The organism is Novosphingobium silvae, assembly GCF_009856825.1.
Classification (GTDB): Bacteria; Pseudomonadota; Alphaproteobacteria; order Sphingomonadales; family Sphingomonadaceae; genus Novosphingobium; species Novosphingobium silvae.
In genome coordinates this window covers 308,210-321,428 of the sequence record NZ_WVTD01000001.1, presented here as the reverse complement: position 1 = coordinate 321,428, position 13,219 = coordinate 308,210, and the positions used below count along the sequence as shown (strand labels likewise).

General features: G+C 66.4%; 7 protein-coding genes. 3 read left to right on the top strand and 4 right to left on the bottom strand.

What is annotated here, in order from left to right; all coding sequences use genetic code 11:
• Positions 1–122: 122 nt before the first annotated feature.
• Positions 123–1,550, bottom strand: coding sequence for an MATE family efflux transporter (locus GR702_RS01610; RefSeq protein WP_160984196.1), 1,428 nt, complete (start codon positions 1,548–1,550; stop codon positions 123–125).
• Positions 1,551–1,671: 121 nt separating this feature from the next.
• Here GR702_RS01610 and GR702_RS01605 point away from each other — a divergent pair, with 121 nt between their 5' ends.
• A complete protein-coding gene (locus GR702_RS01605) occupies positions 1,672–2,130 on the top strand; it encodes a c-type cytochrome (RefSeq protein ID WP_160984195.1) in 459 nt (152 codons plus the stop codon).
• Between the two features lie 122 nt (positions 2,131–2,252).
• Here the strand turns inward: GR702_RS01605 and rplL are convergent, their stop codons facing one another.
• The 3 genes from rplL to GR702_RS01590 form a co-directional block, all read right to left on the bottom strand.
• Positions 2,253–2,630 (bottom strand): 50S ribosomal protein L7/L12, encoded by a 378-nt coding sequence (gene rplL / locus GR702_RS01600; protein WP_160984194.1) that lies wholly within the window; start codon positions 2,628–2,630, stop codon positions 2,253–2,255.
• A gap of 86 nt (positions 2,631–2,716) precedes the next feature.
• On the bottom strand, positions 2,717–3,232 hold the full coding sequence (rplJ, locus tag GR702_RS01595; protein WP_160984193.1) for a 50S ribosomal protein L10: 516 nt from the start codon (positions 3,230–3,232) through the stop codon (positions 2,717–2,719).
• A gap of 375 nt (positions 3,233–3,607) precedes the next feature.
• Positions 3,608–4,042: a hypothetical protein gene (locus tag GR702_RS01590; RefSeq protein WP_160984192.1), complete on the bottom strand. Its 435-nt coding sequence runs from the start codon at positions 4,040–4,042 to the stop codon at positions 3,608–3,610.
• Between the two features lie 460 nt (positions 4,043–4,502).
• Here GR702_RS01590 and rpoB point away from each other — a divergent pair, with 460 nt between their 5' ends.
• The gene (rpoB, locus tag GR702_RS01585; protein ID WP_160984191.1) at positions 4,503–8,666 is read left to right on the top strand and encodes a DNA-directed RNA polymerase subunit beta; all 4,164 of its coding nucleotides are present in this window, start codon (positions 4,503–4,505) and stop codon (positions 8,664–8,666) included.
• Between the two features lie 79 nt (positions 8,667–8,745).
• Complete coding sequence (rpoC, locus tag GR702_RS01580) at positions 8,746–13,050, top strand: DNA-directed RNA polymerase subunit beta' (protein ID WP_160984190.1); 4,305 nt, start codon at positions 8,746–8,748, stop codon at positions 13,048–13,050.
• Positions 13,051–13,219: the final 169 nt, after the last annotated feature.

Sequence of the window (13,219 nt, the reverse complement as noted above, 5' to 3'; positions counted from 1 at the left end):
GGGCGTCAAGCGGGCTCTCGCAGAAAAAATTCAGGCCGGGTTCGGTATCGCGGCGGCGAGGCAGGCAAGGGAGTGGCAGGCACGGCTAGGATGACCCGCTTCGATGACCGAAGGATGACGGCTCAGGCGATCGCCGCGTGGATGATCGGGGCGGCGTGGGGCGACGGCGCGGTTTCAGGCACGAGGCGGAACCGCTCGCGCCAGTGCCAGCGGGCCAGGAGAAGGATCGCCGCGACCGTCAGGCCCACGGCAAGTCCGATCCAAACGCCTGTGCCTTCCAGCGGCGTGAACAGGCCGAGCACGACGGAGGTGGCGAAGCCAGCGGCCCAGTAGCCGACGATGGCGATAATCGCGGGCACGCGGGTGTCCTGTATCCCGCGCAGCGCGCCTGCGACGATCGCCTGGACGCCGTCGGTCAACTGGAAGACGGCGGCCACGAACAGGTACTGCATGGCAAGCGCGACCAGCCCCGCGTTCACCGGCGCGTCCACGTCGATGTAGGCAGAGATGAAGAGGCGGGGGAACAGCAGCATGGCAAGCGCGGAAACGCCCACGAAGGCAAGGCCGATGGCGATGGCCGCCCAGCCCGCTCGCCCGATGGCGGCGCGATCCCCGGCGCCGTAGTGGTAGCCGACCCGGATCGTTGCGGCCTGGCCGATGCCGAAGGGGACCTGGAAGGCGAAAGCCGCGATCTGCAGCGCCACGGTATGGGCGGCAAGCTCTGCCTCTCCGACCCGGCCCATGAGGAAGGCCGCGCCGCTGAACAGCCCGCCCTCGGCGATGAGCGTGGCCGAGATCGGCAGCCCCAGCGCGAGCATCTGGCGCAGGCGGCTCCACTCCGGACGCCACCAGCGGCCGAAGACATGGAAGCGGCGCAACTGGCGGTCGGTGCCGATGGCGAGGGCATAGGCGAGCACCGTGACGCAGGCGGTGATCGTACTCGCCAGCGCCGAGCCGGTCAGCCCGAGGGCGGGCATGCCAAGGTTGCCGAAGACGAGCGCGTAGTTGCCGAGGGCGTTGACGCCGATCGCCAGAGCGGTGATCAGCGTGGCGAAGAACGGCCGGCCCAGCGCCGAGACGAAAGTGCGCAGCACGTTGGCTATCGCCATGGGCACCAGCGCCAGCGAAAGCACCTGGATGAAGTGCCCGGAAATGGCGGCGATGCGCGGCTCCTGCCCGGTGGCCAGCATGATCCACTCGCCGAAGAAGGAGATCGCCACCGCGCCGAGGCCAAGGCCGACCGCCAGCCACAAGGCCATGCGGGTCGAGCGCCGCACCTCGCGCACGGAATTGCGGCGGCGGCCCACTTCGGCCGCGATCAGCGGGGCGACGGCTCCGGTGACGCCGTTCAGCCCCATCATCAGCACGGCCACGATGGCGACGGCAAGGCTGGATGCGGCGAGCGCTTCCTGGCCGAGCCGGGCGACGAAGATCACGTCGATCGCGAAGACCGCCATCTGCAGCATGTTGGCGAGCGCCAAGGGCCCCGCAAGGCGCAGGGTGGCGGCAAGCTCGGCGCGGAGCGGATGGACTTGGTGGCTCTCCCTCATACCGGGGCCGCGATAGGGCCTTGGGCGCAGGCAGGGAAGCGATTTCCTTGGGGTCGGCACGCCGCTTCTCTTTGCCGGCGGGCTGTATTAGGTGCCGTGCCGATCAAGGAGAGGTTCTGCGATGATGACCACCCGCCGTGCGCTCGCGCTTCCCCTCGCGGCGATCCTGGCGAGCTGCGGCGGCACGAAGGATGAGGCTTCCACCCCGGCCGCGAGCGGTTCGCCTGCTTCTCCGGCCGTCTCTGCCCCCGCCACCTCTGCCGCCATCACCGATCCGGCGCCGCCCGCCTTCATGGTGTGCCGCTCTTGCCATTCCACGCAGGCCAGCCAGAACGGGATCGGCCCCACGCTGGCGGGCGTCGTGGGCGCGAAGGCGGGCTCCACGCCCGGCTATGCCTTCAGCCCGGCGCTGCGCGCGTCCGGCATAACGTGGGATCGCGCCAGCCTCGACACATGGCTGCAGGGACCGATGAAGATGGTCCCCGGGACCAAGATGGTGCTTCCCGTCTCCGACCCGCAGAAACGCCGGGCCATCATCGACTACCTGGAGACGCTCAAGCCGCAGCAGGCGCGCGAGTAACCGCCGGGCGGCTCGGCCGTTCATGCGGGCAGCGCATGCGAAAAGGGCGGCGCCTTGCGGCACCGCCCTTTCCTGCAACTGCCCGGGTCCCGTGTCTGTTCGACAGGAAACCGGGAAGAAGATTACTTGAGCTCGACGGTGCCGCCGGCTTCCTCGATCTTCTTCTTGATCTCTTCGGCTTCAGCCTTCGAAGCGCCTTCCTTGACGGCCTTCGGAGCGCCTTCGACAAGAGCCTTGGCTTCAGCGAGGCCCAGGCCGGTGATGGCGCGGACTTCCTTGATGACCTGGATCTTCTTGCCACCGTCGCCGGTGAGGATCACGTCGAATTCGGTCTTCTCTTCAGCGGCGGCGCCAGCGTCGCCACCGGCAGCCGGGGCTGCAACGGCAACGGCGGCAGCGGCGGAAACGCCCCATGCCTCTTCGAGAGCCTTGGCGAGGTCAGCGGCCTCGAGGACGGTCAGCTGCGACAGTTCTTCAACAAGCTTGGCGATATCGGCCATGTTACTTCACTCCTGATCTGTGGTCCCGCCGACGCCTCATGCGGCAGCGGGATAAATCGTTAGAAACGCAATGCTGGGCTCGCGGCTCAGGCAGCGTCCTTCTCGGCGTAGGCGGCAAAGACGCGAGCCAGCTTGGCCGCCGGAGCGGTCGAAAGCTGGGCGATCTTGGTCGCCGGAGCCTGGACGAGGCCGATGAGCTTGGCGCGCAGTTCGTCGAGCGAGGGCATCGAGGCCAGAGCCTTGACGCCTTCGGGGGTCAGAACCTGCGAACCCATCGCGCCGCCGACGATCTCGATCTTGTCGGTCGTCTTGGCGAATTCGACGACGGCCTTGGCGGCTGCGACGGGGTCCACCGAAGTGGCGATGGCCGTCGGGCCGGTCAGGAAGTCGCCGACGCCGACATAGTCGGTGTCCGCGATGGCAAGCTTGGCAAGACGGTTCTTCGCAACCTTGTAGTCCGCGCCAACTTCACGCATCTTTCCGCGCAGGGCGGTGGACTGGGCCACCGTCATGCCGAGGTTGCGGGTGATGACCACCGCGCCGGCCTCGGAAAAGATCGCGTTGAGCTGGGCGACCGATTCGGCTTTCTGCGAACGATCCATGCCTTACTCCTTCACAATGGCCGCGAGAGGCGAACCCCGCGCAGCCGGCTACGTATTGTCCGAAGCGCTCCACCGGAATCCGGTGTCGCACTGCGGGCGAGTCCGTCGAAGGGGAAGGAGTTTTCGTGCCGTGGCACGAAAGGTGGCACCATGCTCGAAGGAGCGCAGGGCCGGGTGATTTCCTTGTCCCCGTCTAGGCTGCAGATTAAGGGGGAAGCCCCCGGCAGCGGTCTCGGACGGATGATCGGCGCAGAATCACTGTGCCGCTCGGAGCGGGCCAATGGCGCAAGCAGGGGCGCTAGTCAAGGTCCGAGAGGCGCAGCGCCGCAAGGTTGCGTGATGGCGCGCCCAGGGAAGCGTCATTTGGCGCGGACCTCAGCGCCGGGCGTGATGAGGGCTATGCCGGTCCTCGTCCGTGCGATGCTCGGGCCGTCTGCGACGCATGGCGGCGATGCCGGCGGCGGAAACTCCCGCCGCGGCGAGCAGCCCCGCAACGCCCGCCAGCGGCAGGTCGGCCGTCCGGCGCGACGGCGGAGCGACGCGAGCGGGAGCAGGTCCGGCGGGCGGCACCGCGCCTTGGGCCAGCGCGCCATCGACGGCGGTGCCTCTGGACTCGGATGTCGGGACACGCGGCGGAACCCTTGCGGCATGCGGGCCGGGCGCTGCCGCATCCGAAGTGATCTGCGCCGGAGCCGGAGCGGTGGCCGCTCCATCCTGCGCCAGTCCCGCCTCCGGCACCGCCGCCAGGGCAAGGAGGGTGGCTGCTGCGGCCGTGCCGCGAAACGGGCGGGGTGCGCGAATGTGGTCCATGACAGTAACAACGCGCTTCGCCGCATCCGGAGCCCGCAAGCGCACAAATACTGGACAAGTCGAAGGGCCTTGCCGGACGAGGCGATACTTGCCGCCGTCATCGCCAGTACCCTGGATGAACCTGACGCGTTTAGGGTTCAGGCGCGCGGAGATGCGCTGCGCCGCGTTTGACAGGGCGCTGCCCGGGTCCTATATGGCGGCCTCGCTCGGTCGCTTCGAGCAAGACGGGTCCATGCGCGGGGACTTGTCCGGGAAGGAGGCGATACCGGGTTTCATCCGACGTGTAAGGCTGCTGGCCGCAGGGTGTTCCCATGCTAGGGAATCCGCGCGCCGTGCGGCCTTTTCGCGTTTCGGATGACCTGCCTCGCGGCAGGAGGCATCGTTCTCGCGGCAACGAAATTTTCCGGTCCGGTTCGGCTAGCGAATCGGTCCGCCAGAAGCGAAGAGGCAAGACCAGCTCATGGCCACCAAGCCCATCGACCACGCCCTGTTGCGCTCCGCCAAGAAGCGCATCCGCAAGATCTTCGGCGACATCCACGAAGTCGTCCAGATGCCCAACCTGATCGAGGTCCAGCGCGAGAGCTACGAGCAGTTCCTGCGCTCCGATCCGGCAACGGGCTATGTCTCGGGCCTGGAGAAGACGCTGCGCTCGGTATTCCCGATCCGCGACTTCGCGGGCACCAGCGAGCTGGACTTCGTCCACTACGAGCTGGAAGACCCCAAGTACGACGTGACCGAGTGTCGCCAGCGCGGCATCACCTATGCCGCCCCGATGAAGGTCACGCTGCGCCTCATCGTGTTCGAGGTCGACGCCGAGACCGAGACCCGTTCGGTCCTCGATATCAAGGAGCAGGACGTCTACATGGGCGACATGCCCCTGATGACGGAGAACGGCACCTTCTTCATCAACGGCACCGAGCGCGTGATCGTCAGCCAGATGCACCGCTCGCCGGGCGTCCTGTTCGACCACGACCGCGGCAAGACCCACGCTTCGGGCAAGTTCCTCTTCGCCGCCCGCGTGATCCCGTACCGTGGTTCGTGGCTCGACTTCGAGTTCGACGCCAAGGACATCGTCAACGTCCGCATCGACCGCAAGCGCAAGCTGCCCGTCACCTCGCTGCTCTTCGCGCTGGGTCTCGACAGCGAGGCGATCCTCGACCACTTCTACGCCACCATCTCGTGGAAGCGCGGGTCGGGTGGCTGGCAGCTGCCCTATGCTCCCGAGGCATGGCGCGGCGCCAAGCCGGCGTTCGACATCGTCGATGCGAAGTCGGGCGAAGTCGTGTTCCCGGCCGGCACCAAGATCAGCCCCCGCGCCGCCAACAAGGCGCAGAAGGACGGTCTCGAGGAGCTGCTGATCCCGACCGAGGAAATCTTCGGGCGCTATTCGGCCAAGGACCTCATCGACGAGTCGACGGGCCGCATCTACATCGAGGCGGGCGACGAAGTCAGCCCCGAGAACCTCGAGGCGCTCGACCGTGCCGGCTTCGACCAGATCGACCTGCTCGACATCGACGAGATCAACACCGGTCCCTGGATCCGCAACACGCTCAAGGCCGACAAGGCCGAGAACCGCGAGATGGGCCTGGAAGCCATCTACAAGGTCATGCGTCCGGGCGAACCGCCGACGAAGGAAACCGCCGAAGCCCTGTTCGACGGCCTGTTCTTCGATGCGGACCGCTACGACCTCTCGGCCGTGGGCCGCGTGAAGCTGAACATGCGCCTTGGCCTCGACGCCGAGGACACCGTCACCACCCTGCGCACCGAGGACATCCTCGCGGTCGTCAAGGAACTGGTCGGCCTCAAGGACGGCAAGGGCGAGATCGACGACATCGACAACCTCGGCAACCGCCGCGTGCGTTCGGTGGGCGAGCTGCTCGAGAACCAGTACCGCGTCGGCCTCCTGCGCATGGAGCGTGCGGTCAAGGAGCGCATGTCGTCGGTCGACGTGTCGACGGTCATGCCAAACGACCTCATCAACGCGAAGCCCGCCGTGGCTGCGGTGCGCGAGTTCTTCGGCTCCTCGCAGCTCTCGCAGTTCATGGACCAGACCAACCCGCTTTCGGAAGTCACCCACAAGCGCCGCGTTTCGGCGCTTGGCCCGGGCGGTCTCACCCGTGAGCGCGCCGGCTTCGAAGTCCGCGACGTCCACCCGACCCACTACGGCCGCATCTGCCCGATCGAAACGCCGGAAGGCCCGAACATCGGTCTGATCAACTCGCTTTCCACCTTCGCCCGCGTCAACAAGTACGGCTTCATCGAGACGCCGTACCGCAAGGTGATCGACGGCAAGGTGACCGGCGAGGTCGTGTACCTCTCGGCCATGGAAGAGCAGAAGCACACCGTCGCGCAGGCGTCGGCCGCCACCAACGAGGACGGCAGCTTCGCGGAAGAGCTCGTCTCGGCCCGCCAGAACGGCGAGTTCGTGATGAGCCCGCGCGACCAGATCACACTGATGGACGTCTCGCCCAAGCAGCTCGTCTCGGTCGCCGCGTCGCTCATTCCGTTCCTCGAGAACGACGACGCCAACCGCGCTCTCATGGGCTCGAACATGCAGCGTCAGGCCGTGCCGCTCGTCAAGGCCGACGCGCCTTACGTGGGCACCGGCATGGAAGAGACCGTGGCGCGCGATTCGGGCGCTGCGATCTCGGCCCTGCGCGCCGGTATCGTCGACCAGGTCGACGCGACCCGTATCGTCATCCGCGCCAGCGGCGACATCGAGCCGGGCAAGTCGGGCGTCGACATCTACCGCCTCCAGAAGTTCGAGCGTTCCAACCAGTCGACCTGCATCAACCAGCGCCCGCTGGTGAAGGTGGGCGAGATCGTCCAGGCCGGCACCATCATCGCCGACGGCCCGTCGACCGAGTTCGGCGAGCTGGCGCTGGGCCGCAACGTGCTGGTCGCGTTCATGCCCTGGAACGGCTACAACTACGAGGACTCGATCCTCATCTCCGAGCGCATCGTGAAGGACGACGTGTTCACGTCGATCCACATCGACGAGTTCGAAGTCATGGCCCGCGACACCAAGCTGGGTCCGGAGGACATCACCCGCGACATCCCGAACGTCGGCGAGGAAGCCCTGCGCAACCTCGACGAGGCGGGCATCGTCTACATCGGTGCCGAAGTGCACCCGGGCGACATCCTGGTCGGCAAGATCACGCCCAAGGGTGAATCGCCGATGACGCCGGAAGAAAAGCTGCTGCGCGCCATCTTCGGTGAAAAGGCTTCGGACGTTCGCGATACCTCGCTGCGTCTCCCGCCGGGCGTCTCGGGCACCATCGTCGACGTGCGCGTCTTCAACCGCCACGGCATCGAGGTGGACGATCGTACCCGCGCGATCCAGAACGAGGAAATCGAACGCCTCGCCAAGGACCGCGAGGACGAGCGCGCGATCCTCAACCGCGCCACCTACAACCGTCTGAAGGACATGCTCCTCGGCCAGGTCGCGACTGCCGCGCCCAAGGGCCTCAAGAAGGGCATCGAGATCACCGACGAGGTGCTGGACGAGGTCGAGCGTCACGAGTGGTGGAAGTTCGCGGTCGCCGACGACCACGTGCAGTCGCAGCTCGAGGCGGTGAAGACCCAGTACGACCTTACCGTGAAGGCGATCCAGGAGAAGTTCGAGGACCGCAAGGAGAAGCTGGAACGCGGCGACGAGCTGGCGCCCGGCGTGCTCAAGATGGTCAAGGTCTTCGTCGCGGTGAAGCGCAAGCTGCAGCCGGGCGACAAGATGGCCGGCCGCCACGGCAACAAGGGCATCATCAGCCGCATCCTGCCGCTGGAGGACATGCCCTTCCTGGAAGACGGCACCCCCGTGGACTTCGTGATGAACCCGCTCGGCGTGCCTTCGCGCATGAACGTGGGCCAGATCTTCGAGACGCACCTTGGCTGGGCTGCCCGCGGCTTGGGCGCGCGTATCGGCGAAGCTCTGGACGCATGGCGTGCCGCCAACCCGAACCCGGTCGCCGGCCAGCCGCCGGAAGCCGTTCGTGAACTGCTCACCGAGATCTACGGCGACAACTACGCCAAGGACATCGCGGAGCGCACCGACGACCAGATCGTCGAGTTCGCGGATTCGGTTCGCAAGGGCGTCCCGATGGGCTCGCCGGTCTTCGACGGCGCGGTCGAGAAGGACGTGTCCGACATGCTCAAGCTCGCCGGGCTGGACGAATCGGGCCAGGTGAACCTGTTCGACGGGCGCACCGGCGACAGGTTCGACCGCAAGGTGACTGTCGGCATGAAGTACGTGCTCAAGCTGCACCACCTCGTCGACGACAAGATCCACGCCCGTTCGATCGGTCCGTACTCGCTCGTCACCCAGCAGCCGCTGGGCGGTAAGGCGCAGTTCGGCGGCCAGCGCTTTGGTGAGATGGAGGTCTGGGCTCTCCAGGCCTACGGCGCGGCGTATACCCTGCAGGAAATGCTGACGGTGAAGTCGGACGACGTGGTCGGCCGCACCAAGGTCTACGAAGCGATCGTCAAGGGCGACGACACCTTCGAGGCCGGCATTCCCGAGAGCTTCAACGTTCTCGTCAAGGAAATGCGCAGCCTCGGCCTCAACGTCGAACTCTCGTCGCTGGACGACAGCGAGGACGACGACGGCGTGGCGCTCGCGGCGGAGTAAGGGATTTCGGGCGGGGCCTTCGCGCCTCGCCCTTCCCTCCCCGCGCAGAGAAAGAATTCACCCCCAGAGGGATTGAACTATGAACGACCTGACCAAGTTCACGAACCAGATGGCCAAGCCCGAGACGTTCGACCAGATCCAGATCGGACTGGCGAGCCCCGAGCGTATCCGCTCCTGGTCCTTCGGCGAGATCAAGAAGCCGGAAACCATCAACTACCGCACGTTCAAGCCCGAGCGTGACGGCCTGTTCTGCGCCCGCATCTTCGGTCCCGTGAAGGACTACGAGTGCCTTTGCGGCAAGTACAAGCGCATGAAGTACAAGGGCGTCGTGTGCGAGAAGTGCGGCGTCGAGGTCACCGTGACCAAGGTGCGCCGCGAGCGCATGGGCCACATCGAGCTGGCCGCGCCGGTCGCGCACATCTGGTTCCTCAAGTCGCTGCCCTCGCGCATCGGCCTGCTGCTTGACATGCAGCTCAAGCTGCTCGAGCGCGTCCTTTACTTCGAGAGCTACATCGTGATCGAGCCGGGCCTGACCCCGCTCGAGAAGTACCAGCTCCTGACCGAAGACGAGATGCTCGACGCGCAGGACGAGTATGGCGAAGACGCCTTCTCGGCCGGCATCGGCGCCGAGGCGGTGAAGCAGATGCTCATCGCGCTCGACCTCGAGCAGGAGCGCGCCGACCTTCTGCAGGAGCTTGAGACGACCAAGTCGGAGCTCAAGCCCAAGAAGATCATCAAGCGCCTCAAGGTGGTGGAATCGTTCATCGATTCGGGCAACCGCCCCGAGTGGATGATCCTCGACGTCGTGCCGGTCATCCCGCCCGAACTGCGCCCGCTGGTGCCGCTGGACGGTGGCCGCTTCGCGACCTCGGACCTCAACGACCTGTATCGCCGCGTCATCAACCGCAACAACCGCCTCAAGCGCCTGATCGAGCTGCGCGCGCCCGACATCATCGTGCGCAACGAAAAGCGCATGCTGCAGGAAGCGGTCGACGCGCTGTTCGACAACGGCCGCCGCGGTCGCGTCATCACCGGCGCCAACAAGCGTCCGCTGAAGTCGCTGTCCGACATGCTCAAGGGCAAGCAGGGCCGCTTCCGCCAGAACCTGCTTGGCAAGCGCGTCGACTATTCGGGCCGTTCGGTCATCGTGACCGGTCCCGAGCTCAAGCTGCACCAGTGCGGCCTGCCCAAGAAGATGGCGCTCGAGCTGTTCAAGCCGTTCATCTACGCCCGCCTCGATGCCAAGGGTCTCTCCATGACCCTGAAGCAGGCCAAGAAGTGGGTCGAGAAGGAGCGCAAGGAAGTCTGGGACATCCTCGACGAAGTCATTCGTGAGCACCCGGTCATGCTGAACCGCGCGCCCACGCTCCACCGCCTCGGCATCCAGGCGTTCGAGCCCGTGCTGATCGAGGGCAAGGCGATCCAGCTGCACCCGCTCGTCTGCTCGGCCTTCAACGCCGACTTCGACGGTGACCAGATGGCCGTCCACGTGCCGCTTTCGCTGGAAGCCCAGCTCGAAGCGCGCGTGCTGATGATGTCGACCAACAACATCCTCTCGCCCGCCAATGGCAAGCCGATCATCGTGCCTTCGCAGGACATGGTTCTTGGCCTGTACTATCTGTCGCTCGACCGCGACGGCGAGCCGGGCGAGGGCATGAAGTTCTCCGACATGGCCGAAGTGCACCAGGCGCTTCACGTGGGCGCCGTCACGCTGCACTCGAAGATCGAGGCCCGCGTGCCGCAGACCGACGAGAACGGCCAGCAGTACATGGCGCGCTTCGAGACCACTCCGGGCCGCATGCTCCTTGCCGAGTGCCTGCCCAAGTCGCACAAGGTGCCTTTCGACGTCGTCAACCGCCTTCTCACCAAGAAGGAAATCGGGGACGTCATCGACCAGGTGTATCGTCACACCGGCCAGAAGGACACGGTGCTCTTCGCCGACGCCATCATGAGCCTTGGCTTCCGCCACGCGTTCAAGGCGGGCATCTCGTTCGGCAAGGACGACATGATCATCCCCGAGAGCAAGGTCGCTCTCGTCGCCGAGACCAAGGAACTGGTTGCCGACTACGAGCAGCAGTACCAGGACGGCCTGATCACCCAGCAGGAGAAGTACAACAAGGTGATCGACGCCTGGAGCCGCTGCGGCGACCAGGTGGCGAACGCCATGATGGACGAGATCAAGGCCCAGCCGATCGATCCCGAGACGGGCCGCATGGCCCAGATCAACTCGATCTACATGATGAGCCACTCGGGCGCCCGTGGTAGCCCGGCGCAGATGAAGCAGCTTGCCGGCATGCGCGGCCTCATGGCCAAGCCGTCGGGCGAGATCATCGAGACCCCGATCATCTCGAACTTCAAGGAAGGCCTGACCGTCCTTGAATACTTCAACTCGACCCACGGCGCCCGCAAGGGCCTGGCGGACACGGCGCTCAAGACGGCGAACTCGGGTTACCTGACCCGCCGTCTGGTCGACGTGTCGCAGGACTGCGTCGTCGTCGTCGACGACTGCGGCACCGAGCGCGCGCTGGAAATGCGCTCGATCGTGCAGGGCGGTTCGGTGATCGCCTCGCTTGCCGAGCGTATCCTGGGCCGTACCCTGGCCGAGGACATCGTCGACAAGGAAGGCAACACCATCGCGGTCAAGGGCCAGCTCCTCGACGAAGCGGCGGTCGCTGCGATCGAGACCACCGGCCTGCAGTCGGCGCGCATCCGCTCGCCGCTGATCTGCGAAGCTACGCAGGGCGTCTGCGGCACCTGCTACGGGCGTGACCTTGCCCGTGGTACGCCGGTGAACATCGGTGAAGCCGTCGGCGTCATCGCGGCGCAGTCGATCGGTGAGCCGGGCACGCAGCTGACCATGCGTACCTTCCACATCGGCGGCGCGGCGCAGCTCAACGAGACCTCGCACCTCGAAGCGATCAGCGCGGGCCATGTCGAATATCGCGACATCCCCACGATCGTCGACAAGCGCGGCCGTCGCCTGAGCCTTGCCCGCAACGGCGAGATCGTGCTGTTCGACACCGAGGGCCGCGAGCGCGCGCTGCACCGCGTGCCTTACGGTACGGTGCTGCTCCACACGAGCGGCGCCAAGGTCGAGCAGGGCGAGCGCCTGGCCGAGTGGGATCCGTTCACCCTGCCGATCATCACCGAGACCTCGGGCGTGATCAAGTACCAGGACCTGATCGATACCCGCACGCTGACCGAGCATGTCGACGATGCGACCGGCATGACCAGCCGCGTCGTGACCGAGGACCGTTCCTCCAGCCGCGCGAAGAAGAAGGAGGACCTGCGTCCCCGCCTGACGCTTCTCGACGATGCGAGCGGCGAGGCCGCGCGCTACATGCTGGCGCCGGGCACCACGCTCTCGGTCGAGGACGGCCAGACGGTCGAGGCGGGCGACATCATCGCCCGTGCCAGCCGCGAAGCCGCCAAGACCCGCGACATCACCGGTGGTCTGCCGCGCGTTGCCGAGCTGTTCGAGGCCCGCAAGCCGAAGGACAACGCGGTCATCGCCAAGGTCTCGGGCCGCGTCGAGTTCGTCCGTGACTACAAGGCCAAGCGCAAGATCGCGATCATCCCCGAGGAGGGTGAACCGGTCGAGTACCTGATCCCCAAGTCCAAGGTCGTCGACGTTCAGGAAGGCGACTGGGTCAAGAAGGGCGACAACCTGGTTTCGGGCTCGCCCGATCCGCACGACATCCTGGAAGTCCTCGGCGTGGAAGCGCTGGCGGAATACCTGGTGGCGGAAATCCAGGAAGTCTACCGCTTGCAGGGCGTGAAGATCAACGACAAGCACATCGAGGTGATCGTTCGCCAGATGCTGCAGAAGGTCGAGATCACCGACGGCGGCGACACCACGCTGCTGGCGGCCGAGCAGGTCGACTACGAGGAGATGGCCGAGGTCAACGCCAAGCTCGCCCCCGGCCAGAAGCCGGCCGAGGGCAAGCCGGTGCTGCTGGGCATCACCAAGGCCTCGCTGCAGACCCGCTCGTTCATCTCCGCGGCGTCGTTCCAGGAAACCACCCGCGTGCTCACGCAGGCGGCGGTCGAGGGCAAGAAGGACTCGCTGATCGGTCTCAAGGAGAACGTGATCGTGGGTCGCCTCATCCCGGCAGGCACGGGTGCGGGCATGAACCGCGTCCGCGTGGCGGCCTCCAGCCGTGACGCGGCCCTGCGTGCGGCCACCCGCCGCGTGCAGGAGGCCATGATCCTCGCCAACACGGCCGAGGAAGAGCACCGGGCGGAACTGGCTCGCGATCCGGCGGACGACCTGGGCGACAGCCCGCTGGCAGCCGTCGAGGGCGAGACCCACGGCACCGACGCCGACGCCGGCGACTACCTGATCAAGGGCGACGATCAGGCGGAAGGCAACACCGAGGCATAAGCCTCGAGCGCCTGCCTCGGCCAAGCGAACGACCCCGCTGGAGCGATCCGGCGGGGTTTTTCGTGCCAGCGACCATCGGGCAGGGCGCGGGGGTCTCTATCGGCATGCAAGCCGCTTTCCTTCGCGCGGCGAGCGTATCGGACAGTCCGTTACTGCATGCGGTCCTCGG